Source organism: Bacillus sp. iso_77, from assembly GCF_056173625.1.
In genome coordinates, this window is sequence record NZ_CM149683.1 from 1,762,608 (window position 1) to 1,789,211 (window position 26,604).

Genomic DNA, 26,604 nt, shown 5'->3' on the forward strand with positions numbered 1-26,604 from the left:
TGAATCTTTTTTGAATATCCATTAAAATTTACATGTTCCATCTGAACAATAATCATCGAGCGACGACTCTAATTTATGCTCTTCAACCTTACGATTCGCGTACTCTTCTTTCCATACCTGTTGTAATGTTTCTAAAAACACTTCGCTAGGTTGTGCTCCTGAGATGACATATTTATCATTCACAACGTAAAAGGGCACGCCCTGAATCCCAATTTTAGATCCCTCGGCTCTATCAGCTGCGATATTCTCGCTATATTGATCATTTGATAAAACATCCAAAGCTTCGTTGCCATCAAGACCTATTTCACTTGTAAGTTGAGCAAGTGTTGCGTGATCACCGATATCTAGTGAATCTGTGAAATGAGCTTTCAAAATACGCTCCATAAACTCCCGAATCTTCCCTTTCTCTTTTGCATAATAAGAAAGACGAAGTGCATCATATGAATTTGTAGGAATCATTGTATCAAATTGATAATCTAACCCAACCTCTTTTGCTTTCTGTTTCAATTGATTGTTCAGTACTTTTGCTTTTTCATATGGGACACCATGCTTAGAGGATAATACTTGATGGATATCCATTCCTGTATTTTTTTTCGCATATGGATCTAATTGAAAATGTCGAAATACGACTTCTACCTCTTCTTTATGTTCAAACTGTTCTAACCCTATTTCAAATTGACGTTTGCCAATATAACAAAACGGGCAAACAAAATCAGACCAAATTTCTACTTTCATCATATGTTCCCCCTTTATGATTTTGATGAATGTATTTTGTCTATTCTTCTTTATTACGCTTTTGAACGTGCGAGGTGGGATGATGTTAATTAAAATCTTTTTAACTAATCCCACCAATGCTTTTTTTAAAACGTTCGTGCTACCGCTTTTGCTTTTTCAATTGTTGAAGTAACAATTTCTTCTTCTTTAGTTGGATCATAGTCAATACCTTCAACAAAAATCGTTGGTTCCACTTCAATTCCAACAAACTTTAGCGCACCTCTTACGTAAGAATCGGAATGTTCCATTCCAATTGCCTGCGAATAAAATCCTCCCATACCATGAATATGGATTGCTTTTTTCCCTTTCATCAATCCTTCTGGACCTTCTGAAGTATATTTAAACGTTTTTCCAGCACTCATGATTGTATCAAAATAGGCTTTTAATAAAGGTTGAATTCCTAAATTCCACATTGAAGACTGAATGATGTATTTATCTGCTTCCATAAATTGTTTTGTGAATGCATTCACTGCTTCTATTTTTTGTGCTTCAACATCTGTTAGCACTTCCCCACTTCTTAACTTCTTTTGTCCAGTTAAAAAATCAGCATCGATTAATGGCACATTTGCATAATAGACATCTACTTCTATTATTTCATCTGCTGGGTTTACTTCCTTATATTCATTGATAAATGCTCTAGCAACTTGCGTACTTCTTGATTGTTCCTCACTTTGAGGTGTTCCTTTAACAAATAATACTTTTGACATGATCATTTCCCCTTTATGATTTTGATTTTGAATACTTATAAAAAGAATTCACACGCAATATTTTGGTATGACTCTAAATGATTCCTATAATTTCTGCTGAATCAACAACCTCATACAAAAAGCTGATTTAATGATTATAAACAATGGGCATTTTTCCGATTAATTGGGGTTGCCTAGCAGCGTCATACATGAGTTTAGCGACATTTTCCCTAGATACGGACATTTTAGCTGGCTGATCGCCGAATGAATAACCGTAAGATTGCCCGTTGTATTTGATATTAGGATTAATGATTCGAACGACTGTCCAATCCAGGTTCGATTGTTTAATCAGTTCTCCTATCTTCTTCATTTCGGCATAACCATTTGGCATGAGAAGTTTAGGCAATATTCTTGGCAATATCGTCGATAAGCTTTTCTTATCGTCTTCAGATTGCAAGGCTGGCGTCGCGAGTGTAATCAACCTTTTTTTGGTGAACTTCTTCATCGCTTTGACAATCCGGTTATGTCCGTCGGCGATCGGTGTACCTTTTTGTTTTCGAGATAAATCAATGCCGGGACCTAAGGTGCTTATCACGACATCAGCTTCTGAAACTGCCGTTTCAATAGCTGAAGTGTTCGTTAGTTCACCCGTTACAATGCGTAAATTCGAATGCTTTTGCTTGATTTTCTCAGGGTTTCTAACATATACCGTAACGAAATCTCCGTTTTCTAATGCAAACTGTGTTAAAAGTTGACCGATTGCACCAGTTGCCCCAAAAATAGTGATATTCATGGTCGTCTATCTCCTTTTGTTATTCAGAATGATCACAATGATTTCCTTGATCAAAAATCTTTCGTAATAACATGTGTTATTTAAGCAACGCGCGTTGTATAATTGATGATAAGATGAAAAAGAATAATAAACAATAATCAAAATAGCCAATATGTAGTTTACGCAACACTTCTATATGTATTGTCGTTTTTAGACAAGATGATGAACCCTAAAAGGAGAAGAAAAAATGATTATGCCAAAAAAAGATCCGAGAATACTTCGTACAAGACAGTTGATTGTAGACTCTTTTCTTTCGTTAGCTAGTGAAAAAGATTTCAACCATATCACGGTACGTGATATCACAGAAAAGGCTACTATTAACCGCGCTACATTTTATGCGCACTTTGACGATAAATTTGATTTGTTACATTCTACAATCACCAATACATTTACAGACAAATTGAAAAAAAGACTCAATGATCACGATGGATTCAATGAAAAAGTCATTGCAAATATTTTTCTAGCCATGTGTGATCACCATAAAGAGATAAGCGACCTATGTCCCAAAGGTTATCATTCTTTAGGAACTATTATCGAAAGTAAAATTAAAGAGGAGTTACAGAAACTAATAGCTGATCTTATGCTAAAAGGAACTAACAACATCATCGAATTAGAGGATAAACAAATGGTAACAACCCTATCTACTATGCTAAGTTGGGGGATATACGGAGCTGCATACACATGGAATAAGGATGGAAGACTTATTTCATCAGAAGAGCTAGTGACTAAGACCCTGCCTATCTTTAGAAATGGTATGAGTCAGTATTTTCTTTAATGGAATGATGTTAACAATCTGCTTGAGCCGGCAGTGCTATAACACAGAAATGGTATGGATTTAAATAATGGGGTATTTGGAGGAGTGCAAGAGGTCAATTAGGCAGGCTCGATTTGTTGTTGCTTAAATGACTGGTGATAAAGAGTCTGCTGAAACGTGTAGCACTAAAGTTATAAAGCTTACTTTAAATAGTGGGATTCTTATACGACTATTGTTTATCAGATCATACAATGGATCTACATTTACCTTCTTGTACAAGTCTATCCTTTTGTTTGTCTAAATCTCACCTCTTTCAAATTTCAAAACTTCTACGACCTTCTCAAGAAATTAAATCGGTCGTAGAAGATGGGCCTTATTTGTTGTACTGTAAATCAAATGTTCTGGGATATTTCTTTTAAAAATTGCTTTCTCTTTTCATCTGTTGTTAAGTTCACTCTAGAAAAATGAATCCATTTCGTGGATTCATTTTTCAATCCCAAATCAGCTAGTGTTCTGTTAATAAAAACGCTTTGAATGGCATTTCCAGCTTCCGATTCAATATAATCCTTATCTGTTGTAGATGTTGGAATCACGGTTGTTTTTTTTATATTTGTCAATAAACCTTTCAAAGCACCAGTGTGTTGATCTTCCGTAAATGCGAAACCCCTTAACATCACTTTATCAATAAATCCTTTTAAAATAGCAGGTAAATCCCACCACCAGACAGGGAATATAAATACCAATTCTGTTGACTGTTTTAATTTTTCTTGATAATCCTTCACTAATGGATAAGGCGTTTCTCCTTTATGAAAATGTTTTAATTCTTCAGCTGTAAAAACAGGATTAAATCCATCTTTATATAAATCGATCACTTGAAACGGTTCTTTCTTTGTTTCTAATTTTTCTGTTATGGAAGTCAAAATGGCATGATTATAACTTCCATCCCAAGGATGTGCATAGACAATCGTTTTCATTATTCATTCACCCTTCTTCTGAGTTTTGCATCATTTTTTGATGTACATTCATTTTTTGATGTACATTCATTTTATTGTGTGCTATAACATACTACAAGTACGGTAATCAAAGTGCGATACTAACCCAAAGGAGAGTATAAAATGAATGAGGAGTCCTTCCAGACGAAAGCTGAGCTAAAAGATACTGGTTTTGGGTATACTTTGTCATTAATTGGTGGGAAATATAAAATGCCAGTTCTGTATGCTTTATATTCAAACGATGGTCCTGTTCGCTATAATCAGCTGAAACGTAAGCTCGGAACGATTTCTTTTAAAACATTAACCAATACACTAAAAGAGCTTGAGGCGGATCACTTAATACATCGTAAAGAATATCCCCAAGTGCCTCCAAAAGTAGAATATAGTTTATCTGAAAAGGGTTTATCACTGATGCCTGTATTAGATGAGATATGTTATTGGGGAGAGGAACAAATGAAAAATAATTAGGTAGAATGGAAAGAAAGCTACTACAGTTTAAACATGCTTTCTAAAGTAGCTTTCTTCTCATCTTATATCAATCTGATTGACTCATTTTGTTGATGCGCTAACTCCATTCCTTCTGCCAGATAGAGAGCGTTCTTTTTATCTATATCATCATCAGACCAATTGTGGATCAGTTGACGTAATCTAACTGCAACGGTTTTACAAACATCTGGCATTAAGTAACTATCAGAATCCGAAAGATTCAGCAAAGGAATGATGTCATCTGTAAAGTTCTCAAATGGTATGTCCCCGCCAAAACCCTCCATATCATCTAAATTCATTTCGCAAATATTACTCCTGATTGAACCTATAATAGGACAACGAGGCACGCAACGCTCTATTCTACCAGAGTCCTAAGGTTATTTTGATTTAATCCCTGCCCCACAAAGAGGTATGATAATGGTTTCTTCTGATTCCTTTTGATATTTCATGTAGCCAGCAAAATTGATGGCAGATGTCACTTCGACATAAAATCCTTTCTCACTCAGTTTAGAACGTGCATGTATAATTTCTTCTTCTTCAATATCAATAAACGTACCATTCGTCTTGTATACAGCTTCCAAAATTTGTTTGGAGCGAGCCGGGGCAGCAATAGCGATCCCTTCTGCTACAGTCCCTTTATTTGTCACAGGCGTTGCTGATTCCTCCGCATGTTGAAAAGCTTTCACAAGTGGAGCGCAGTTTTTCGCTTGTACAGCAACAATTTTCGGTATTTTATGAATGAGACCATTTTCGAATAACTCTCTAAAGCCATAATATGCACCGAGCAGCAGAGTGCCGTTTCCAACCGGAATGATTAAAGCATCCGGTGCTCCTTTTAGTTGCTCATAGATTTCATAGGCGTATGTTTTTGTACCTTCGAAAAAATAAGGGTTATAGACATGGCTTGCATAAAAAACGTTTTCTTCGTCTACTGCCTTTTGGGCCGCAGCTGCAATGTCCTCTCGTGTACCATGAATTTCTTTAATCGTTGCTCCGTGGGCTTTTATTTGAGCGACTTTTTTAGGTGATGTTTGATCACTTAGATAGATGTCACAGGCAATACCACAACGCGCAGCATACGCAGCAATTGCCGTTCCTGCATTCCCGCTGCTATCAGCAATGACTTTTGTTACCCCTAATTCCTTAGCTTTTGTCATTAACACAGCTGCTCCACGGTCTTTAAATGATAGTGTCGGCATCATATAATCAACTTTTACATAAGTGTTTGGCTCATTAGGACCTAGAACGATTAAAGGAGATTGGCCCTCGCCCATTGTCACAGTTTCCCACGTCTTAGAATCTTTTGGAAATGGCATGGTTTCAACATAACGCCATAATGAATTTGGATAGTGATCCCAAGCTGTGACGTCTATTTTCGGGGTATCTTTCACTAGATTTAATACTCCACCACAATCACATTTCCATAGAGTTGGTGTCATCTCATATTTTTCCTCGCAATGGTTACAAATTAATTGATTCATTTTTCATCTGCCCCTTTGAATATTTTTTTATACAAAATATAATTTTTTATATAGGATGGTCAAAAAAATATTCTAAATATATGCAATGGCATCCATTTCAATTTTGAAACCAAAATGTAATTCATTCGTTGGTACAATCGTACGTGCTGGTTTATGTTCACCGAAAAATTCGGTATAAACCGCATCTACTTTGTCCCATAATTCAATATCTGAAATGTATAATGTCATGCGCAAAATCTTTTCTTTTTTACTTCCAGCAGCCTCTACAATCATCTCTACATTCTTAAGCGCTTGTAATGTCTCTTTTTCAATGGGGCCGAACTCTTTTTCTGTCGTTTCAGGATTGATGGCAAATTGTCCCGACACATAGACCGTGTTTTGATGAATGGTTGCGAATGCATAGTGTCCGTTTGATTTTAGATTTCCTACCTCGAGTATGCTTTCCATTTTTACACTCCTTACCTCGATTTATTTTTGATTTCATCCAAATAGCTATAGACGGTTACTTTGGAAATACCCAACATAGATGCGACCTTCTCAACAATCCTTTCATTAAAAAAATGCCCTTTTCATCCATAAATTTGATTAGTTCAATTTTTTCATGACGTTTCATGACTGGGTGAACACTGTTTTGAATGATTTGTTGAATCAATTGATCTACTATTTCTTCCACATTTTCAAGATCATCATTTGATGTTGTTTCTTTCTCTTGAGCTTCCACGTGTGTAGTAAGAAAAGTATCCATAAATTGCTGCATTTGATTCAGTGCTTCAACATCAAAATTGATACAGAAAGCACCGATCACTTTTTGCTTTGAATCACGTATTAATGAAGTCGAAGAACGAATCGTACGCTTATCTTCTGTTACAAATGTATAACCAGCCAGATAATCTTCTTTAAAATCTTCTGATTGTAATACAGTCTTGACTAGATGATCAAATGATTGGCCGATTTCTCTTCCTGTCACATGGTTATTTACTGTAAACATGACAGATGCTTGAGGATTCGTTAAATCATGAATCACCACTTCACAATTTGGTCCAAACATTTTTGCAGTAGATTTTGCTAAAGGAATATAACTCTCTAATAACTTTTTAATATGTTCCATGCCTAAGCACCTCATTTTTTTATTCCACTAGATTATATAATTTTTTATATATAAAAACAATATATAGATTTATTTATATATTATAATGCTCACAAGATCACAAATATGAAAATCACCATATAAAAAAAGCAGCCATTGACTGCTTTTTGCTTATGCTCCTTTCTAATTGTCTTCCTGCTGGATTCCATACAAAATGACGTCAATTCCCCATCGGAATCGTTCCATTGATACGGTATCACCTGCAAATATTTCTTCTTTTACACGATGAATGAAAGGAAACTGCGTTTTATCTGCTTGAAGAAATGCTTTTTTTGTGTCTGAAATCTGTGAAGAGCCTTGTTTCTTCCAAGAGACCTTTTCGTAAGCTACAGAAGATACGTATAACAGCAATAGGTCTACTCCCCATGCTGCGGATGTAGATTTGATCCCGCCTTCATGCAATGCAGCGAGAATACGTTCGGTCAACTGAAGAAAGTTCGTTCCTTGTGGAATGGTGGAAAGAGAAATTTCAGCGAGACCCGGTTTTTCGAATAGCAGTAGGAAATAAGTATGCAATATGTCGAATAACTGTTCTTTCCATGTGCTATCCTTTGAATCTGGATAAACCATTTGTCCGAGACCATAATCCAATACGTAAGCACTGAGTTCTTGAACATTGTTCACGTAGACATACAAGGATGCAGGTCCCGTATCCAATGCTTTAGCCACCTTACGCATACTCATGCCCTCTATTCCTTGCTCCTTAAGAAGCTCATAGGCCGTTTTCACAATCAGCTCACGGCTTAAGGGTTCTTTAGCCGGCCGAGACCGGCGACTGATCATACGACGATTTGAATTGTTCATACTCTCTTTATAACATGTCAAAGTAAAATAGTAAATTGAGCATCAATCATCATCCTTTTGAAAAGAATTCATCATATTTGCAAGCTTGACCGCAGCGTCTTTTGAAAAACACAGTTTTAAACTATTCTCCGATTCATGCGCTTTTTCTGATGAATATTCGTACATCATGTCTTCGTATTCTTCAATCGCCTTTTCAATATGATGAGGATGTCGGACAATAGCAAGTGCTAGCTCCCTTGCATCAAACATCGCCATGTTCACACCCTCGCCTGCGAATGGCGACATGACGTGAGCTGCATCACCGATAAGCGTTACTCCTTTATGACGATTCCATTTAAAACCGGTAGGAAGCGTATAGATCCGCCTTGGAATGATGGCATCTTCTGCATAACGAATATAGTTTTTCAGCTGATCATCCCAATCACTAAATAACGCTAATAATTGTTCTTTTGCTTCTTTCGCTTGATGAAACGGTATACCACAAGTCTCGATCCAATTGCGTTCTACCATAAGGCTTGCATACACTTTGATTCGGCCATCTCCATTTAACTGCCCAATCAGTCCTTTGTGGTCTGCCAAAGCAAACATCTTACCTCGTTTATTAAATTCAGCTAAATCAGGGTGGTTCTCCTCTACGCTTAAGACATTCAGTTCTAGCATCGTGAGCCCAGAGTATTCAATCTCAATATCTGTTAACAGAGGACGCACACGAGAAAAAGCACCATCAGCCCCAATCAAAAGGTCAACTGTTTCGACAACCCCGTTTTCAAAATGAAGCTCGGTCATACCACTTTCTAATGAAACGCACCTTTCTAGTTTATATCCATATTTGATGGTTTCAGCATCAATTTGTTCTAATAGTAGTTCACATAACACACCACGATCAATTTCCGGGCGAGTACCTTTTTGATCTGATTCCGTTTCTTCATCTAAATAAATTCTTCCTGATTTATCAAGTAATCGGAAATCTTCCCCTTCATAGCGGGCATTCCTTTGAAATTTCTCATAAACTCCTGCTTCTTTTAAGGCTTTTTGACCTGTTTCTTCGTGAATATCCAGTGAGCCCCCTCGTTCAAGGCTCTTGTCATGCATCTCCCGTTCATAGATGGTTGTTTGTATACCGTAATTTTGCAAAATTAAGGCAAGTGTTAGTCCCCCAGGTCCTCCTCCAATGATAGCGATTTGCTTTTGATTCTTAGATAATGACGTCATCTTCTGCATCTCCTCATCCCTTTGTGGAAAGCGTTTTAAATTTCATTTCATTTATATTATAACGAACACCGTTCGTAAAGAACAGTGTTCGTTTAAAATTGTTTGTTGTACGATTGTGTTTTCATGAAAAGAAACCAATCGCCTACCATCATATGATACACTCCATTTAGGACGGTTAAAGGTTGTCGAATCATAACAATGATACTTAGATCAGTAGGTCTCCATTGTTCTCACTCTAAGTGTAAGAGGTGTTTCTATGAATAAATTATTGGCCATGTTGATATTAGGATTAAGCTTTAGTGGTGCTGCGCTCATTCTTTCAGTCCCTTTGTTATTCAAACCGAAACCAGAACAATTTGAGCTGGTGTTTGCTGCTGGATCAGCGGGCGCTTTCGCAGTATTCGCTGTCTCATGCCTAGTTCTTCGAAAACGATTCAATCGCTAAAAAACCTAAACAAATACCCATTGTTTATGACGGTGGATTTTGTTTAGGTTTTTGTGATTTACCTTAGTGTTCAGTCAAAGAATGTATACAAGCTGACCCCGATAGGGAATCTACTTATTCAAAACAAAAGAAACCGCTGAAACATATCACGATATGCACGCTAAACGAATCACTAGCTTTGGCATAATAGACATCAATGCGAAAATCTTTAATAGGAATTCTGACATTCCTCATATCACAAAAGGTCCATTAAACGCATATCGTTTTGTGATATAATCTTGAGTCAAAGACAAGAGCTGATAGAAAAAATGGACATCATGATTGAAAAATGCTGAAGAAATGATAGGGTGATAGCGATGAGAAGAATTGAGTCTGATATATCAGGAGAAAACGAAACATTTTCTGATGTTGCCAGGTATGAAAACGAGACAATCAGCAGAACAACGATCATCAACTCAAATGTTTGTTCTCCTATTTTTTGGAGCTGTCACTTGGATCATCTTGTATTTGATACGTGTGATCTGACGAATGCGAGATTTTTTGCCGGTAGTACGATTGATCATTGTACTTTTAGTCATTCAGATTTGCGCTCTGTGGGCATTGGCAAAAACGAAGCTGTCTTCACCAATTGCGAATTTTCTTCCTGCGATATGAGGGGAATGACATTGGAGAATGCTACGTTTATCGATTGTACTTTCTCTAATTGTAGATTCAATGACCGTGTTTTACAGGCAGCGAACATCGTCAATTGTACCTTTGCTGGTAAGCTAATAGATATAACGTTTGATGGAAATGGCAAACAAAAGCTGATCGCCAATTTTGAAAACTGCACCCTTGATGGTGTTCGTTTTATAGGCTGTGACCTGGGGGCATGTATTCCGCCAGCATCCAAACACCATTTATATGTTGAACATGTATCTGCACGTGTGAAAAAGGCCTTTGAGAAGATAGATGATGATCCTACTCTGTCTGACCATGATCGGAAAATACTAGTGCGGAGTCTGCGGAAGCTTGAACAAAAGGAACAGTATATTTTTAACACGAAATATATGGAAACCATACATGGGGCCGCTTTTGTTGAACGCTTTTTCAGTCATCTTGGATGTAGCAAGAATCACATGTAACGTTTGCTACATCCCTTTTCCTATTTTATCTTTATGTGGTACATCAGCTTCGAGTATATTTGAGCGGAATGAGTTCTTCGATTTTCATCTTGACCAGCTGCCCATCCATATCAAGGATGACAAAACATGTTGGTCCAAAGTCTGAAATGAGCTCTCGGCAGATGCCGCAAGGGCTGACTACCCTGATTCTTCTATCTTCTTCATCTGAATAAGGGTGTCTCACTGCAACAATTGTATCAAAATCTTTGTATCCATTCGATAAAGCGCTACCAATCGCAATGGCTTCTGCACAAACAGTTACCCGTCCGATATAGGCTTCTATATGGACAGCTGATATGATTTCTCCTGTTTTCATGCGGATCGCTGCCCCTACATGATGCTTGTCATCTTCATAAAGACTGATAATCTTCTTTTTTGCTTCGTCTATTAATTCGATATCTTCTTGTGATAGATCAAACGTTTTCATCGCGTTTCCCCTTTCCTTACTGCTCGTATGTATTATACCAAACATGAGGTGATGAACTGAATTTCACTCTCCTTTACAAACCAGCCAAAAGACCGTTTAATCTGTAGTGAATTGCCATTCTGAATGTATTTCATATTCAATTGAAAAAGGCTGCTTTCAAGTAAGCAGCCTTTTCGCCTATTTACATCAGAACATGTACCCTTTCTAGGTGTGAACTGAATCCCTAACGATTGATCACTTGAATGATTTTCTTCAGAGCATCTGCCGCTTCTGGAATTGGCATGACAACAAACACATGTAGCATTTCAGGATAAACAAAGGTTTTGATGTCCATTCCTTGTTCTGATAGTTTTTCATCAAGTTTTATGGCATCTGGATATAGCATATCATGTGTTCCGATAAAATGAGTGATCTTCCCGAGCCCTTTAAAGTCACCGTAAATGGGACTAATCAATGGGTCTGTGAGACTTTGATCAGCTGCCCACATTTTTGTGATGACTTCCATTCCTTCATGACCTAGAATCGGATCCTTTTTTGCGTATTCAAATATGAGAGGGTTGCTCATGCTCATATCCACACACGCAGATAGTAACACGATATCCTTCGGTTGCGGCAGATCCTCTTTCTTTAAAAGGTGCGCAAGACCAAGTGAGATGTTTCCCCCAGCTGAATCTCCCATGATCGTCAATTGATTGGCACTTCCGGCAGTTTTCAGAAGGTCTTTATATAGGTTAAGCATTTTCGGATACGTATCCTGGTTGCTATAATGAGGTACTTTTGGGTAAATAGGAGCGACTACTTTCGCACCTAGTGATTGTGCCATTTTATCCATGAACCACCAATGGACATTCAAAGGCTGATTTGTCCACGCACCACCATGTAGATAGAGAATGGTTTTTTGATTTTGTGATGCTTGTTCATTCAATGTGAAAACTTGCATGCCTTCGAATGTCTGCTCTTGTACCTCACTGATTAACTTCACATCATCCCCAATGGCATAAGGCTGCGTATTTTCAATTCCTTTTTGCTCAAGAAATTTTTTTGTCTGTTCGATACTAGAAAAACTCTCTTTATTACTTTGCGAAGCGAATAATGTTTCAAATTGAATACTTTCTTTAGAACGTTCACCATGATACATTTCTACACTCATTTTTTTCTCTCCTTCACTCAATAGGTTTATTGATCATCCTGCTTCGGAACACGAAATGATTCCAGGTAGACTTGTACTTTTTTTTCAGGGGTTTTTAATAAGTTAGATAAAAGGTCTTGAATGAGACGAAGGCTTTTAATTTTCTTTTCAATTTCTTCATGTTTAAGATGGACAATTTGTCTTAGGGTATCAAGGTCTATGTCTTGACTTAGCATGTCCATAATTTCAGCTATTTCCTTTAATGAGTAACCGAGCGTTTTCGCATCTTTGATCAATTGAATTTTCACAACATAGTCGTCTGTATAGAATCTGTAACCGTTTGAACGTCGTCTTGGAGCAGGTAATATGTTGTGCTCTTCATAGTAACGAATTGCGGCAGGACTTACTCCTGTTTTTTTGGCAAGTTCTCCTCTAGTCATCAACTCCATCGTTACTCCTTTTTTATTATTTTGTTTTACTATATGTACATTATAAAGGTTGAACTATACTTCAAGGTCAAGGTGAAACATTTTTCGGCCAACTTTTGTTATCAAATGATTGTAGCAAAGAGATCTCTAGTGCTTGCTATGACATCATTAAGGTTACTTTTCGGTAAACAAATAAAACACCATCGCACCCGGCCAATTAAGGCGGATGCAATGGTGTCATCATTATTCCATCTGGATTATGATAAATCTTCCCCATTTGTTTCAATCACTTTTTTGTACCAGTAGAAGGAATCTTTTTTGTAACGATTTAATGAACCATTCCCTCTGTCGTCTTGATCTACATAGATCAAACCATAGCGCTTACTCATTTGAGATGTTCCGCAGCTAATTAAGTCAATACAACCCCATGGTGTATACCCCATTAAGTCGACACCTTCTTTGACTGCTTCTTTCATCTGTTCAATATGTTGTTTTAAATAATCAATTCGATAATCGTCGTGAATTTCTCTGTCTGGTGTCAATGTATCTCTTGCGCCAAGTCCATTTTCACAAACAAATAAAGGTTTTTGGTATCTGTCATACAGTTTAATTAATGAAATGCGCAGACCCATTGGATCAATTGGCCAATCCCATTGTGATAACTCTAAATGCTCATTTTTGATTGGACTATCAAAAGTACCCGCTAGCTCAGCTGCATCTTCTCGCGCTTCTGCTACGTGCGACATATAGTAGCTGATCGCCACAAAATCAACAATGCCCTCTTTCAAAATTTGCTCATCCTGCTCTTCGATATCCAGCTTTATGTCGTTATCAGCAAAATATTTCACCATGTATGTTGGATATTCACCTCTAGCTTGAACATCCGGATAGAACATATTCAATTGGTTCGATTTTACCGCTTGCAGCTGGTCCTCTGGTTTCGTTGTTTTTGCATAGGCTTCTATTTGGTTAATCATACAGCCAATTTGTGCATGTGGAATGATTTCTTTTGCAGCCTTCACTGTGAGAGCGCTGGCGATAAATTGGTGATGTGATGCTTGATACGCAGCCTGTAATTTATGGTCTACTAGGTCCTCTAAAATTCCAGCACCGGTGTAAAGGCTGTTGAGGTTCATATTCATTTCATTGAATGTAATCCAATACTTCACTTTATTTTTATATCTTTCTAAAATGGCACGGGCATATTTTTCAAACAACGGGACAAGCTCTCTACTCATCCAGCCATTATATTTCTCTGTTAAAGTAATCGGCATTTCGTAATGAGACATCGTGACTAGCGGTTCAATTCCATATTTCGCACACTCATCAAATACGTTATCGTAAAAAGCCAATCCTTCTTCGTTCGGCTTGTCTTCTAAACCAGTTGGAAAGATTCTTGCCCATGAAATAGACAAGCGAAACACTTTAAAGCCCATCTCTGCAAATAGTGCAATATCCTCTTTATATCGATGGTAAAAATCGATTCCGCGTCTTTTCGGGAAATCAAATTCATCGGGTTGTTCCTTGTATCTTGTTAATTCAGCTGAACTCACATCGAAAGTAAAGTTGTTCACTTTTCCTTTTTCATAAGGATCTTTATATGCAGCAAAGTCTGACGTCGACAGGCCCTTGCCACCTTCTAAGTATGCGCCTTCTATTTGATTGGCAGCAGTTGCGCCACCCCATAAAAAATCATCTGAAAATCCTTTTTTTACATTCTTCATTTCAATCATCCCTTCTCTTTATATTAGTGAATAAGCATTAAGAGCTTATTTTGACCTGCGGTGACATAAGCGTCACCTGTATGAATCACATCAAGGTATTGCGTTGAATTTGTGACGATAATAGGTGTCACTACATCTAAATGGTTTGATTGAATTCCTTCTATATCAAACGATAATAAATGATCCCCCATCTTCATCTCATCGCCCTCTTTTACGAGTACATCAAAGAATTGGCCATTTAGGCTGACGGTATCAATCCCCACGTGGATCAATAATTCAATCCCATCATCTGAAACGAGTCCGATGGCATGTTTAGTAGGTGTAACAGTCACTACTTTTCCTGAGAACGGTGCTTGTACCACCCCCTTATCAGGCAAAATTGCGACTCCCTTCCCCATCATTTCACTTGAGAACACGGAATCATTCACTTCAGATAAAGGAATGATCTTTCCACTCATAGGTGCTTGAACTTCATAAGGGGTTGTTTGCTTAGATATTTGTTGATTCTCTGTACTCTCAGTGTGATTTGGCTTTTCTGCTGTTTGCTCGTTAGCGGCCGTGACAGACTCCTGAAATCCAAGGAGAATGGTGATGAGAAGTGACACGATGAAGCTAAGGGCGATTCCAATCAGAGCCAGCTGAAAATTATTTGTCCCTTTCATAATGTAAGTTGGCAGTGAAGTAATGCCTGGGATCGAAAAGGCTGTCGTTTTAACTGAAAATAAACCGTAAAAACATCCACCGACTGCGCCGCCAATTAATGAAGCATAAAAAGGTTTTTTTAGTCTAAGTGTGACTCCATAAATGGCTGGTTCTGTGATCCCGAAGAAACTAGGAAGCAATGTTGAAAGCGCTAATGACCTTGTTTCTACCCGCTTGGTACGGATGATGACACCTAACACAGCGCCTGCTTGTGCCATATTCGCAATGAAATTCATCGGAAGCAGCATGATATCGTAACCCACTTTTTCAAAGCTGGCTAACGTGCTTGGGAAGAATGCGTAATGCATTCCAGTTAACACAATGAGTGGCATCAAGCCTCCCATTAATAAACCGGCAATCGGACCAGCGAAATTGAACAAAGAAGTGAAAAAAATTTCTAAATATTGCCCAGAAACGTTCCCAATAGGAGCGATAAAAGCCAGTGTAAGAGGAGCTGTGATCATCAGGCTCAGTACCGGTGTAAATACGATACTTAAGGATTTGGGGATCACTTTTGTTATCCACTTATCGACAAAACTTAGTAATAGCACACCTAAAATAATAGGTAATACAGAAGATGTGTAATTATTTAGTGGAATACTTAACCCTAAAAAACTTAACGGGTCTGCTCCTTTTGCTGCACCTTCGAGCATCGTTGGATATAGTAAAATTCCTGCTAATGCGAGTGCGAGAGATTCTCGCGTTTTAAATTTCTTCGCTGCCGAATAAGCAATGAGAAAAGGTAAAAAGTAAAAGACAGCATTTGAAAAAATTTGAAGTACTTGATAGGTAGAGCTTGTCTCCGCCAGCCAGCCTAAGCTAACGAACAGTGCCATGATCCCTTTGATCAATCCACTACCAACAATCGCTGGCAAAATAGGTGTGAAAATCCCGCTGATCACATCGAATACGACTTCAATTGGATTCATCTTTGACGTGTTTTTAACAGGAGCCGAATTATTGCTGCTATGACCTGCCAGATGATCGATTTCCTCATAAACCTCTGCTACCTTTGCTCCAATAATGACTTGGAACTGTCCACTTTGGAATTGAGCACCTAAAACACCATCTAATGTTTTCAGCTCATCTACTTTTACCTGACTTTCATCGTTGAGATTAAATCTTAGCCGTGTGATACAATGCCAACTTTGAGATATATTTTCGGTTCCACCAATTAATTTCACAATTTTTCCAGCCAATTCTTTGTTTTTCATGCCTTCACCCCTTCATTTTTACAAAAAAAACCTAAACAAAATCCACCATAGAAAAGATCATTCTTTCTCATGGAGATTTGTTTAGGTTAATGCTTTTTCATAACACGCCTAAATGAAATTATTTATTTTTTTGGTGTTCCTTTGTGATTCTCTCAATATGGATGACTAAAAAAACAAGTTCGTCTTCTGTCACATTCCAATTGAATTCTCGTTTTAACATTTCTTTGATGATCAATCCGCAGGCATAACTCTTCATATAACGATCCTGTATTAATTCTTTTAACGAGTCATCCATCTGCTGCGGTGGTTGATTGGTTTCCTGCCTGACAATAAAATATCTCAAGTGGGTAATAAACCTCGAATAATTAATGGATGATTTATCCAATATCATCTCGAAAATATTTTGAATAATTTTGACGATTTCTTTCGTAAGGTGAGTCATCTTAATGGTGTCTCCCATAGACTGACCATCTATTTGAGCGTTTACAAAATGCAGGGCAATGAGTGAAGCTTCAGTATCTTCAAAAGAAATGCCCATCATCTTTTGAATAATTGTCAGTGCTTTTTTCCCGACTTGATATTCTTGAAAATAGAGATGTGGAATTTCCCACACAATGGGGTTTTCATACGCCATTTTTTCTTCGTGCCTTTGAATAGCGAAAGTGAGATGATCGGATAGCGAAAAGAGCACGCTGGAACCTAACTTCTTATTCAACATCTCTTCGCCTACGCGAATGATTTTTTCAGTTAATAAAAGGATATCAGTTGGGATAGCGGCAAGTTGAGATTCTAATGGAGACGTCTGATCAGAATAAAATGTCTTACTGACAGCGCTCTCATCAAGGGTATCACCTTTCTTCTTTTTAAAACCTATTCCTGTTCCAAACACAACGACTTCATTTTGAGCCTCTGTTAGAGCTAATACAATATTATTATTTAAAACTTTAACGACGGTGAACATCCTCATCCCACCTTACCTAAAATGCTAAAAAAAGCATAAAAAAACACCAAAATCTCAGCAAACAACGTACAAATGTACAATCTGTTTACCTGACTTGGTGGTGCCTGATCATATCAGTAACACTCCTGCATCGGTTACGACTTTATTTTATACAGAGGGAATGACCAAAGTCAACTATTTTTTCAGAAAAAATAGATTGAAATACCTATAATGATTTTATCTTGCATTGATCATTCTACAGTTTAACATATTTAAGGTTGCTGTAAGGTTCGGATTAATACGAGTTAAGGTTGAGGTTGTACAATGAGTTTGTAAGGAATTGAGGGATGAGTCAAATGGTCCCCTCTTCTAAATCAATCATAGAGGTGAAAAGCTTTGAGAGAAAATAAAATTTTGTCTTCATTATGTTACTTCAGTATCTTTTTTGCACCATTTCTATTTCCGATTATCGTTTATTTCTTAGGAAAAGACGAAGTGAAATACCATGCGAAAAAATCACTATGGACACATATTATTCCTTATTTGATTTTCGGTCTTGGGATTGCCGGTTCAGGTTTACTTGGCATGAACGATATCAGTCATGCTGGTCCGTTCTTAATTGCAACGTATGCTGTGACATTCCTTGTGGCGATCTACTTCTTCATTTGGAACATTGTGAAAGGCATTAAAGTGTTTTCAGAATAATAGATGGAAAAACGGTTCTGTGATGAAGCAGAACCGTTTCTTTGTGTGTCCGCTCAAGCGGGTAATTGGATATCAATCGTTGTTCCTTCTCCTATTATACTTTGTATTGTAATATCTCCCCCGTGTTTTTGGATGATATCTTTTGCAATCGCCATTCCAAGACCTGAGCCTGCATGTGTCCCTCCTGTATTCGTCCCTCTATAGTAGCGGTCAAACACTTTTTCTAGCTCTGCCTCTTCAATTCCTTTGCCGTTGTCTTGAATGGTGATGTGGGTATGTTCTTTTTGTTCAAGCTGTACAATGATTTTCACATCAGCATCATTGTGAACAAGGGCATTTAAAATGAGATTGGTGACCGCTCTTCGTATGAGGATCGTATCAATATTCAGCATAAGCTTGTCTACATTCGTTTGTAGCTCAATGGTCTGATCCGCATATCTCGAATCGTTGAGGATATCAATTAACGTTTCACGCAGCAATGGCACAATGTTCACAAGCTCTTTATGCAGCATCACGTCGTTATTTTTCAGCCTTGTTGTTAAATTGAGATCCTCCATCACATCTTTGATGTACAGTGATTTATTCTCAATGATGTCAGCGTAATGTCTGATATCTTGTTCTGAAAGAGGATAATTTGGATCTTTCATGATTTCTGCATAGCCTTGAATCGAGGATAATGGTGTTTTAATATCATGAGAAATATGACTGATCCACTCTTCCCGCATTTGCTCTAATTTGTCTTTTTCTTTTTGGCTTGAAGCGAGCTGCTCGGATAAGTGATTGACATTATAGAACACATCTTTATATATCCCCTTAGTTGGCAGATTCGTCGTATAATCTCCGTTTGCGAGCCGCTGAATGCCGTAAATGGCACGGCCGAGCGGTTTGATGAGTTGCCGGCTGAATAAGTATCCAATGAATAAGGCAATGATGGCATCAATCGATAATAAAATCATCGTCCCGATATTGAATTGCGCTATTAAGTCTTTCGTATCAAAAGAAAATAAATACTTTCCGATGGAAGGGTCCTTAAATCCGATGAAGTAGCTGTATTCCTTACCCTTTCCATTTTTCCCGCCAGCATAGATCGTCGACATCAACTGCTTATCTTTATATTTATGTAAGTTTACAATTTCTATAGGTGTGTATTTGCTCTTTAAGCCTTTAGGTGCTAGTGCATGATAGACGTCTTGTCCATTTTCGTCTAATATTTGAATCCACGCATTTTGTTGTTTTAAGGCTTGCTGTCCTTCTTTACTCACAGTGATATTTTGATCAGACAAGGTGATGTATTGTTCAAATGTTCTTGTGAAGGTTTCCGGCGTATTTCCTTCGTTTTGCTGACTGCTTGCTTGTAGTACAAGCCATATCATGAATCCAAATAAGTTAATAAAGACCGTGATAATGGTCACGATAATGACAGAGACCATGTATCTGCCTGTTAATCGCCATTTCATCTTTACGCATCCTTTACAACAAATTTATAGCCAAGCCCTTTGACCGTCACGAGAAATTCTGGTGTAGATGGGGAATGTTCTATTTTTTCCCGCAGTCTTCGTATATGAACCATTACCGTATTATCAGAACCGAAGAAATCCTCTCCCCAAACCGTTTGATAAAGCGTTTCTTTACTGATTACGCGATTCGGATGCTGCAAGAAATAAGTCATCAACATAAGTTCTTTCGGAGTGAGCTCAATCGCCGCTCCGTTTTTCGTCAGTTCGGCTTGCTGCTCGTTTAACTCAAATGGGCCTTTTTTGATCACGGGCTCCGCTTGAGAAGGCTGTAAGTATGATGACCGTCTTAGCTGGGCTTTTACCCGGTAAGCGACTTCTTTTGGACTGAACGGTTTTGTAATGTAATCATCGCCGCCAATGGCAAGTCCTACAATTTTGTCTGATTCCTCTCCCTTTGCTGATAAAAAAATAATCGGAACATGCGAAACATCTCTGATTTGTTTGCAAATATCGTAGCCTTCTCCGTCTGGCAGCATAATATCCAATATGACGAGATCTGGTTGTTCTTGATGAAATTGCGTGAGCCCATCACGGGCAGTTGAAGCTGTTAACACCTGGTCAATGCCTTCTCTTGTTAATACGGTATGGATTAATTCTAAAATTTCTTTTTCGTCATCTATAATCAATACTTTGCTTTGAACCTTTGGCATGATGATCACTCTCCTGAAGTCATTGTTATTATTATACCCAAAGTGTTGACGTCGTGAAAAATCAACTTTCTATTTACACAGAAAAAAGCCAATTTTCTTTTTTAATGAGAAAATTGGCTTTTCGTGTTTCTTTAGCGTTTGACCACAAATGTTGTCACACTTTGAGCCGGGAGATGAGCCCAAAATTGATTTCCTGATATGTTTAAGTCAGTTCCAGGCTGAAGGTTGCTGCTGCCGCTCGTCACCCATCTAGACGCCTGAGAAACAGAGCCATTTTGCACGACGAAGTGTTGATTGACCCCTGCATTGTTTTTATTAATCGCAACAATGACGACCTGATTGTTTCCTTTGTAGGCTGAGACGAAAACATTCGGTTCAGGGCTTTTCGTTGCATCAATCCTGACGTACCCTGGTCGCACAAACTTGGAGAAATGCGCCATGTTGTATCCGCGTTTGCTAATCATTCCATCTTCTTTCATAGGACCGTATGATCTCCGGATGTACCACCACACATACGCCTGAAAGTCCCCTTCCACCATTGAATGGTGAATATGCTCTGATACCCCTAATGCCTCAGGCCAGCGGTCCGCTGAATTGTTATCACTATTCGGATAGTAGACCTCTGTCATCCATAGCTCTTTCCCTGCCCCTTTTTGTTTGAAAAGAGGGTACGGAAGCTGGCTAATTTGGGTTCCGTATAGATGAGCGCCGAGAATGTCCATATTTCCAAGCGCCTGCGGATCGTTTAAGATAGGATCTGAGATATTCTTAAGGTATTGAAAGGATTCTGGTGCAATCACACGTGCATTAATGGAGCCGGCATTTTCTCTCATGAATCGCAGGATTTCCTGAGGTGTCCACCATGTCCATTCGTGTGCATAATCGGGCTCGTTTTGAACAGAAATCGCATAAAGATTGACTCCGTTGTTTTTCATGTAAGTGACAAAATCATTCAGATGCTGAGCATATGCTGCGTATTGATTGTATTTAAGCCGCTTGGCAGGTGATCCATTCCGGTTGAATGTTTCAACCATACTGCTTGGAGGATTCCAAGGGGAAGCAATGACTAGAGCACCATGCTCGATCGCTCGTTTGGCCGTCGCGACTTCTCTGCTCCAATTGTTTCTGTTTTCGTCTACATAAATTCTAAGAATGGAAAACCCTAACTGATTTTGTCCATTGCCAAAGGCGGTTTCCCTTTGTGGTGCTGTCAAATCACCAATCCAAGCTGGATGGTTCATTCCGCCAAAACCACGAATCACTTGTCTTTCTGCGTTGAGGTTAATGTTTGCGTCAGCTGCTGATACTTCAGTTACTCCGGGGCCTATGAACATGACAGACAGCATGGTGAAACACACCAATAAAGCAAGCATTGGTTTTTTTATACATGACATCAAATTTCCCACTCCTCTATCAAACATTTAAGCACCTTTATTCGCTACCTTTGAGTAAACTGCCAAGAATCAAATTGGAATAGATTTCCCCCGCCTGTTCCGGTAAAGACAAAAAATACGTTGTGCACTCCGGATGCGCCGTTAATCGATGTTTCTATTTCCCGCCAGTTTTGTGTTCCACCGGTGGAAGGGACATTCAGTGTACCGACCAGTCTGCCGTTCGCGCTGCCAAGGCGTACTTCTATTTTCCCGCCTACTGTCGATGCGACATTGGCTTTAAATGTTCTAGCGCCATTTGAACCAAAGTCTACATTCCCTAAAGCGACCCAATCGCCATTTTGAATATTGGTGACATGCTGGTTATTCACTGGTCCTCCTGGTGCTGACGAGGCTTCTGTCAAAATGCGTCCATTCCAAGCGAATGTTTCAGCTTCAACACGTTGATATGGATTCAGATTAGATAGCTGTTTCACTCCTTCATAATTGGCTGCTACTTCTCGAAGGGAGCCATCTGCATTATGCACAAGCTTGTTAATATGTGGAGAGCGATAGCCTTTGCCGCTTCCGTATAATGCAGAGCTAACGGTTTGCGTATGATACACCACATACCACTCATTTTTAAAATTGAACACCGCATGATGGTTGTTACCGCCGCCACCAAAAAAAGCACCCGGATTTTTCAGAAAGTGTCCTTTATACGTGAAGGGTCCCATCGGACTTGAGCTCGTCATATAGCCGATTTCACCAGGTGGTTTATCAGCAGGATGTGAGCCGCCAAAATTGATGCAATAGGAATAGTAATAGGTTCCGTTATACTTATGCATCCCTGAGTCTTCAAACATAAAAGGAGCATCAATGGTGGATGCGCTACTGGCCACACTTGTCATATCAGCACCTAGCTTCAAGACTCTTGCTGTTTTAGGATTTGCCCATTGTCCCTGCGTTGGATTGGAACCGCCTGGAACGCCTCCGCCGGCATATAGATAACCAGTGCCGTCATCATCTACAAATACGGCCGGATCAAAAAGCCATACAACTCCGGACATGCCAGGTGTACTTGGCGTAACGAGTGGTTTTCCAATCGGATCAGTCCATGGGCCGATCGGGCTGTCTGCTGTAAGGACACCTATCCCTCCGCCGCTGTTAGCGAAATAAAGGAAAAATTTATCCTTTCCGTTGATCTTCTTTACCGCTGCTGATGGGGCCCATGATGCGCCTGCCCATTTGGCAATGCCTCTGCCGCCGTTTGCCCCATTTGCCCCCGCTACTGGAATCGCTCCGTGATCGGTCCAGTTGACCATATCCGCCGAAGAGATGACGAATACTCTATTCAGATTTGCAAATGAATTGTCCTTAATCGTTCCGTTGCTTTGATATTCATAGTCATCACTCGACATATAAAGGTACACTCTTCCGTTATAGGTAAGTGCAAACGGATCTGCTCCTAAGTGATGGTCAATGAGCGGGTTTGCATTTCCTACTTGCTTGGCAATAGGAGTGCTTGCCGCATTCGCTTCATATACCGGCAAACAACTCAGTACCAAAGTGAAAATCAATAAACAAACGCTGCACTTCATCCTCGTCCTCATCGTGTCATTTCCTCCTGTTTTCATCTTCCTGATATTGGGGTTTAGGCCCAATTTCAAATTATGTTGATGTTTCGTGATGAAGAATGAATACAAAGAATGATTTCTCCCTGTGAAACCCTGTAAAGAGTGCGATGAAAACCCTTACTTTTTAACTAGAAGACAACAAAAAAATGCAGTCTCCATTTTGGAGCTGCATTCTTTCTCAATGTTCAATAAATGTACTTCTACATATACCGAGCGGTCACCATTTTCTTTCTCGTGTAAAACTCTACTCCGTCTGTTCCATTGGCGTGCAAGTCTCCGTAGAAGGAATCTTTCCAGCCGGAAAATGGGAAGAAAGCCATTGGAGCAGGAACACCAATGTTAATGCCTAACATGCCGGCTTCGATGTTTTCACGAAATTCTCTTATGCTTGAAGCGCTGTCTGTGTATAGGCAGGCACCGTTTGCGAATTTTGATTGATTGGACAGGTCGATTGCTTCTGCGAGTGATGAGACACGGACAATGGATAAGACTGGGGCAAAAATCTCGTCCTGCCAGATTTTCATTTGATTTGTGACATGATCAAAGATCGTTGGTCCGACAAAATACCCTTCTCCATTTGTTTCGTTATCTTGTCTGCCATCACGAATCAGGCTTGCGCCTTCTTCAATTCCTGATTGGATATATTGAAGAGTTCGTTCTTTATGCTCTTTCCGAATGACTGGTCCGAGAAAGACATCTTCATTTATTCCGTTTCCTATGACAAGCTGGTTGGATTCATCGACCAATTGTTGAATCAAGTCGTCCGCCACGTCTTCTTCCACTGCGACAACGGCTGCTGCCATGCAGCGTTCACCTGCTGATCCAAAAGCAGCACCAATGATCTGTTTTGTTGCCGATTCTAAATCAGCATCTTTCAAGACGATGGAGTGATTTTTTGCACCGGCAAGTGCTTGTACACGTTTACCATGTGCTGTCCCTTTTTTATAGACGTATTCTGCGACTGGCTGAGAGCCGACAAACGAAATGGCTTTTACCTTTTCATGTTCAAGCAGACCGTTTACTACATCGTGAGCGCCATTGACAATGTTGAGCACACCTTTTGGAAGTCCCGCTTCTTCAAATAGTTCTGCTAACCGTGCAGCAAGGATTGGCGTCCGTTCTGAAGGCTTTAAAACAAATGTATTTCCGCAAGCGATGGCAAGCGGGAACATCCAGCATGGGACCATCATCGGAAAGTTAAACGGGGTAATGCCGCCGATGACGCCAATTGGGTAGCGGTACATGCCAGACTCTAGACCAGTCGCAATATCAGGCAGTTGTTTCCCCATCATTAAGGTTGGTGCACCAGCGGCAAATTCCACACATTCAATTCCTCGCTGCACCTCTCCTTTTGCTTCTGTTACACTTTTTCCGTTTTCCAGCGTGACGAGTTCAGCCAACTCATCCCATTTCTCAACGAGTAACTGTTGGTATTTAAATAATATACGTGCGCGCCGGGGAACAGCTGTTTTAGACCAAGTGGTGAACGCTTCTTGTGCTGCTTGGACTGCATGTTCTACATCCGTTTTTGTTGAAAGCGGTACTTCTGCGATGACTTCGCCAGTAGCTGGATTATAAACAGCTTCCGTTTGATTCGTTTCGGCGTCCACCCATTGTCCGCCAATATAATTTTTCAACGTTTGTACATCTGTTTTGGTCATGTTCCCTCTCTCCTCTTTGTTTGGATTGTGATGCAATCGTGTATTGATTTATCGTCATTGTCTCATCTAAGGGGCCTTCATCTGTATACACTCTTTGTCAAATGAAACCACAGTTTTGCTTTACGTTCTGATAAAACATGTGAAGTCTATACCTTCTAGCTCTTTTGGTTCCGAAGATCTGTACCCCTTTTAGGTCGTTTTGTCTGTGTGTCATGATCATGTTAACTAATTGATGATGTATTTTTGGTTAACTGTTGGTTAACTTTAGAAAAATCATAATATTAAAAACGCTTCCAGTCAATGATCAGTTTGTTGATCTAAAAAAACCTGATGCCAAGTGCATCAGGCTAAGACTGTTTATGTTAGTTATTTAGAAGAAATTGCGTATTGACTCGGCTCTGAATAAGCCGGGAGCATCTCCCCGTGTGCTTCAATTAATTCATTACATAGTTTAATGGTGTCATCAATTGATAATTCAGCACTTGTATGCGGGTCTAATAATGCCGCTTGGTAAATGTGTTCTTTTTTGCCGCTGATTGCAGCTTCAATCGTCATGAGCTGTGAGCTGATATTGGTCCGGTTGAGTCCAGCCAATTGTTCAGGTATCTCTCCGATATAACATGGCATGATACCGCTCCGGTCTGCAATACATGGCACTTCGACACAGGCTTTTTCCGGAAGATTGTGAATGAGTCCTCCTGTGTTCAGTACATTTCCACCAAATTTAAAGGGAACGTTCGTTTCAATCGCTTCAATGATACGTGAACCATATTCTTTAGAGCGCGTATGCGTGATTTGTGTGTTTCCCACAAGGTCATGTTTCATCGTATTCCAATTGTTGATTTGTTCCTCGCAGCGTCTTGGATATTCATCGAGCGGAATGTTAAACTGTCCAATCAGTTCTGGATAACGAGATTTGATAAAATACGGATGATATTCTGCATTGTGCTCTGAGGATTCGGTGACATAGTAGCCGAATTTATCCATTAGTTCAAAACGAACCATATCTGGATGCCGCGTTTTTTGTTTTTCTTTTGCTCTTGCTTTGATTTCTGGATACAAGTCTTGACCGTCCCGTTTCACTTCTAATAACCATGCCATGTGGTTAATGCCGGCAATTTTTTCTTCAATGCCTTCATGGTCCATTTCAAGTGATTGAAATAAATCTTTCGTACACACCTGTACGCTATGGCAAAGACCAACCGTTTGAACCCGAGTATAACGCAGCATAGCGCCAGTCAGTGTGGCCATTGGATTCGTGTAATTTAATAATAAGGCGTGTGGACATACCTCTTCCATATCCTTTGCGAAGTCCAGCATCACGGGAATGGTTCGAAGTGAACGGAAAATGCCGCCGATGCCAACCGTATCTGCAATCGTTTGTCTTAATCCATATTTTTTTGGAATCTCAAAATCAATAACAGTGCTTGGCTGATAGCCTCCCACCTGGATGGCATTGATGACATATTTCGCATTCTTTAAGGCTTCTTTCCGGTTGTGATACGACTGAATGGTCACATGTGCACCGTAGTTCTCTTTTAAGTGACGTAGCATCGTTTCTGATTCTTTCAGCCGGTTATGGTCGATATCATATAACGCAAATTCAAAGCCGGCAAGTGCGGGAACGAACAGACAATCTCCTAATATATTTTTAGCAAAAACGGTACTTCCTGCTCCGATAAATGTGATTTTAGACATAGACGACACTCCTTTTTACATCAAGG

General features: G+C 39.3%; 28 protein-coding genes and 1 pseudogene. 6 read left to right on the top strand and 23 right to left on the bottom strand.

Annotated features, from left to right (window positions below):
* Positions 1-21 precede the first annotated feature (21 nt).
* The 3 genes from AC0VYC_RS08935 to AC0VYC_RS08945 form a co-directional block, all read right to left on the bottom strand.
* The gene (locus tag AC0VYC_RS08935; protein ID WP_144665508.1) at positions 22-735 is read right to left on the bottom strand and encodes a DsbA family oxidoreductase; all 714 of its coding nucleotides are present in this window, start codon (positions 733-735) and stop codon (positions 22-24) included.
* 125 nt (positions 736-860) lie between these two features.
* Positions 861-1,481 carry an FMN-dependent NADH-azoreductase gene (locus AC0VYC_RS08940; RefSeq protein ID WP_186316901.1) on the bottom strand — a complete coding sequence of 207 codons (621 nt, stop codon included), beginning with the start codon at positions 1,479-1,481 and terminating at the stop codon, positions 861-863.
* Between the two features lie 127 nt (positions 1,482-1,608).
* Complete coding sequence (locus tag AC0VYC_RS08945) at positions 1,609-2,253, bottom strand: NAD(P)-dependent oxidoreductase (RefSeq protein ID WP_113747409.1); 645 nt, start codon at positions 2,251-2,253, stop codon at positions 1,609-1,611.
* Between the two features lie 226 nt (positions 2,254-2,479).
* Between AC0VYC_RS08945 and AC0VYC_RS08950 the strand changes: the two genes are divergently transcribed.
* Entirely contained in the window at positions 2,480-3,067 is a 588-nt protein-coding gene (locus AC0VYC_RS08950) for a TetR/AcrR family transcriptional regulator (protein ID WP_234925114.1), read from the top strand.
* Positions 3,068-3,438: 371 nt separating this feature from the next.
* Here AC0VYC_RS08950 and AC0VYC_RS08955 read toward each other — a convergent pair whose 3' ends face one another.
* Positions 3,439-4,020, bottom strand: a complete 582-nt coding sequence (locus AC0VYC_RS08955) for an NAD(P)H-dependent oxidoreductase (protein WP_475389944.1) — start codon at positions 4,018-4,020, stop codon at positions 3,439-3,441.
* 141 nt (positions 4,021-4,161) lie between these two features.
* Between AC0VYC_RS08955 and AC0VYC_RS08960 the strand changes: the two genes are divergently transcribed.
* Positions 4,162-4,506, top strand: a complete 345-nt coding sequence (locus tag AC0VYC_RS08960) for a winged helix-turn-helix transcriptional regulator (RefSeq protein ID WP_017359567.1) — start codon at positions 4,162-4,164, stop codon at positions 4,504-4,506.
* 62 nt (positions 4,507-4,568) lie between these two features.
* Here the strand turns inward: AC0VYC_RS08960 and AC0VYC_RS08965 are convergent, their stop codons facing one another.
* The 7 genes and pseudogenes from AC0VYC_RS08965 to AC0VYC_RS08995 all read right to left on the bottom strand — a co-directional run bounded on the left by AC0VYC_RS08965 (position 4,569) and on the right by AC0VYC_RS08995 (position 9,168).
* On the bottom strand, positions 4,569-4,823 hold the full coding sequence (locus AC0VYC_RS08965) for a hypothetical protein (RefSeq protein ID WP_475389946.1): 255 nt from the start codon (positions 4,821-4,823) through the stop codon (positions 4,569-4,571).
* A 78-nt stretch (positions 4,824-4,901) separates the two neighbouring features.
* Positions 4,902-6,005, bottom strand: coding sequence for a threonine synthase (locus tag AC0VYC_RS08970; RefSeq protein WP_277518452.1), 1,104 nt, complete (start codon positions 6,003-6,005; stop codon positions 4,902-4,904).
* A 72-nt stretch (positions 6,006-6,077) separates the two neighbouring features.
* The gene (locus AC0VYC_RS08975; RefSeq protein WP_025207414.1) at positions 6,078-6,452 is read right to left on the bottom strand and encodes a RidA family protein; all 375 of its coding nucleotides are present in this window, start codon (positions 6,450-6,452) and stop codon (positions 6,078-6,080) included.
* Between the two features lie 11 nt (positions 6,453-6,463).
* A pseudogene (locus tag AC0VYC_RS08980) lies at positions 6,464-6,535 on the bottom strand (helix-turn-helix transcriptional regulator); the annotation flags it as partial.
* On the bottom strand, positions 6,508-7,113 hold the full coding sequence (locus tag AC0VYC_RS08985; protein WP_475389949.1) for a helix-turn-helix transcriptional regulator: 606 nt from the start codon (positions 7,111-7,113) through the stop codon (positions 6,508-6,510). The pseudogene AC0VYC_RS08980 and the gene AC0VYC_RS08985, both read right to left, overlap by 28 nt.
* Before the next feature lie 162 nt (positions 7,114-7,275).
* Positions 7,276-7,956: a TetR/AcrR family transcriptional regulator gene (locus AC0VYC_RS08990; protein ID WP_400912404.1), complete on the bottom strand. Its 681-nt coding sequence runs from the start codon at positions 7,954-7,956 to the stop codon at positions 7,276-7,278.
* A 42-nt stretch (positions 7,957-7,998) separates the two neighbouring features.
* The gene (locus tag AC0VYC_RS08995; RefSeq protein ID WP_475389951.1) at positions 7,999-9,168 is read right to left on the bottom strand and encodes an FAD-dependent oxidoreductase; all 1,170 of its coding nucleotides are present in this window, start codon (positions 9,166-9,168) and stop codon (positions 7,999-8,001) included.
* A 256-nt stretch (positions 9,169-9,424) separates the two neighbouring features.
* Between AC0VYC_RS08995 and AC0VYC_RS09000 the strand changes: the two genes are divergently transcribed.
* The 3 genes from AC0VYC_RS09000 to AC0VYC_RS09010 all read left to right on the top strand — a co-directional run bounded on the left by AC0VYC_RS09000 (position 9,425) and on the right by AC0VYC_RS09010 (position 10,737).
* The gene (locus tag AC0VYC_RS09000) at positions 9,425-9,613 is read left to right on the top strand and encodes a hypothetical protein (RefSeq protein WP_024719068.1); all 189 of its coding nucleotides are present in this window, start codon (positions 9,425-9,427) and stop codon (positions 9,611-9,613) included.
* 108 nt (positions 9,614-9,721) lie between these two features.
* The gene (locus tag AC0VYC_RS09005) at positions 9,722-9,889 is read left to right on the top strand and encodes a YdhR family protein (RefSeq protein ID WP_135009131.1); all 168 of its coding nucleotides are present in this window, start codon (positions 9,722-9,724) and stop codon (positions 9,887-9,889) included.
* Between the two features lie 80 nt (positions 9,890-9,969).
* Positions 9,970-10,737 carry a pentapeptide repeat-containing protein gene (locus AC0VYC_RS09010; protein ID WP_427243635.1) on the top strand — a complete coding sequence of 256 codons (768 nt, stop codon included), beginning with the start codon at positions 9,970-9,972 and terminating at the stop codon, positions 10,735-10,737.
* Positions 10,738-10,780: 43 nt separating this feature from the next.
* Here AC0VYC_RS09010 and AC0VYC_RS09015 read toward each other — a convergent pair whose 3' ends face one another.
* The 6 genes from AC0VYC_RS09015 to AC0VYC_RS09040 form a co-directional block, all read right to left on the bottom strand.
* Positions 10,781-11,203: a cytidine deaminase gene (locus AC0VYC_RS09015; RefSeq protein ID WP_427243633.1), complete on the bottom strand. Its 423-nt coding sequence runs from the start codon at positions 11,201-11,203 to the stop codon at positions 10,781-10,783.
* A 223-nt stretch (positions 11,204-11,426) separates the two neighbouring features.
* Positions 11,427-12,353: an alpha/beta hydrolase fold domain-containing protein gene (locus AC0VYC_RS09020; protein WP_045034793.1), complete on the bottom strand. Its 927-nt coding sequence runs from the start codon at positions 12,351-12,353 to the stop codon at positions 11,427-11,429.
* A gap of 26 nt (positions 12,354-12,379) precedes the next feature.
* Entirely contained in the window at positions 12,380-12,781 is a 402-nt protein-coding gene (locus tag AC0VYC_RS09025) for a MerR family transcriptional regulator (protein ID WP_017367349.1), read from the bottom strand.
* Positions 12,782-13,017: 236 nt separating this feature from the next.
* Positions 13,018-14,484 carry a glycoside hydrolase family 1 protein gene (locus AC0VYC_RS09030; RefSeq protein ID WP_327878874.1) on the bottom strand — a complete coding sequence of 489 codons (1,467 nt, stop codon included), beginning with the start codon at positions 14,482-14,484 and terminating at the stop codon, positions 13,018-13,020.
* Between the two features lie 23 nt (positions 14,485-14,507).
* Complete coding sequence (locus AC0VYC_RS09035; protein WP_335350296.1) at positions 14,508-16,400, bottom strand: beta-glucoside-specific PTS transporter subunit IIABC; 1,893 nt, start codon at positions 16,398-16,400, stop codon at positions 14,508-14,510.
* A gap of 118 nt (positions 16,401-16,518) precedes the next feature.
* The gene (locus tag AC0VYC_RS09040) at positions 16,519-17,361 is read right to left on the bottom strand and encodes a PRD domain-containing protein (RefSeq protein ID WP_144680422.1); all 843 of its coding nucleotides are present in this window, start codon (positions 17,359-17,361) and stop codon (positions 16,519-16,521) included.
* Between the two features lie 375 nt (positions 17,362-17,736).
* Between AC0VYC_RS09040 and AC0VYC_RS09045 the strand changes: the two genes are divergently transcribed.
* Complete coding sequence (locus tag AC0VYC_RS09045) at positions 17,737-18,045, top strand: magnetosome magnetite crystal formation protein family (protein WP_007499277.1); 309 nt, start codon at positions 17,737-17,739, stop codon at positions 18,043-18,045.
* Positions 18,046-18,098: 53 nt separating this feature from the next.
* On the opposite strand, the gene AC0VYC_RS09050 is transcribed toward AC0VYC_RS09045, so the two are convergent.
* The 6 genes from AC0VYC_RS09050 to melA form a co-directional block, all read right to left on the bottom strand.
* Positions 18,099-19,502, bottom strand: a complete 1,404-nt coding sequence (locus AC0VYC_RS09050; RefSeq protein ID WP_256689297.1) for a sensor histidine kinase — start codon at positions 19,500-19,502, stop codon at positions 18,099-18,101.
* Positions 19,503-19,504: 2 nt separating this feature from the next.
* Positions 19,505-20,212 (bottom strand): response regulator transcription factor, encoded by a 708-nt coding sequence (locus tag AC0VYC_RS09055; RefSeq protein WP_008343743.1) that lies wholly within the window; start codon positions 20,210-20,212, stop codon positions 19,505-19,507.
* Between the two features lie 131 nt (positions 20,213-20,343).
* On the bottom strand, positions 20,344-21,609 hold the full coding sequence (gene xynC, locus AC0VYC_RS09060; RefSeq protein ID WP_475389957.1) for a glucuronoarabinoxylan endo-1,4-beta-xylanase XynC: 1,266 nt from the start codon (positions 21,607-21,609) through the stop codon (positions 20,344-20,346).
* A gap of 41 nt (positions 21,610-21,650) precedes the next feature.
* On the bottom strand, positions 21,651-23,195 hold the full coding sequence (locus tag AC0VYC_RS09065) for a glycoside hydrolase family 43 protein (RefSeq protein ID WP_056408605.1): 1,545 nt from the start codon (positions 23,193-23,195) through the stop codon (positions 21,651-21,653).
* Between the two features lie 224 nt (positions 23,196-23,419).
* On the bottom strand, positions 23,420-24,880 hold the full coding sequence (locus AC0VYC_RS09070) for a CoA-acylating methylmalonate-semialdehyde dehydrogenase (protein WP_041092751.1): 1,461 nt from the start codon (positions 24,878-24,880) through the stop codon (positions 23,420-23,422).
* Positions 24,881-25,246: 366 nt separating this feature from the next.
* On the bottom strand, positions 25,247-26,578 hold the full coding sequence (gene melA, locus AC0VYC_RS09075) for an alpha-galactosidase (RefSeq protein WP_475389960.1): 1,332 nt from the start codon (positions 26,576-26,578) through the stop codon (positions 25,247-25,249).
* Between the last annotated feature and the right edge of the window lie 26 nt (positions 26,579-26,604).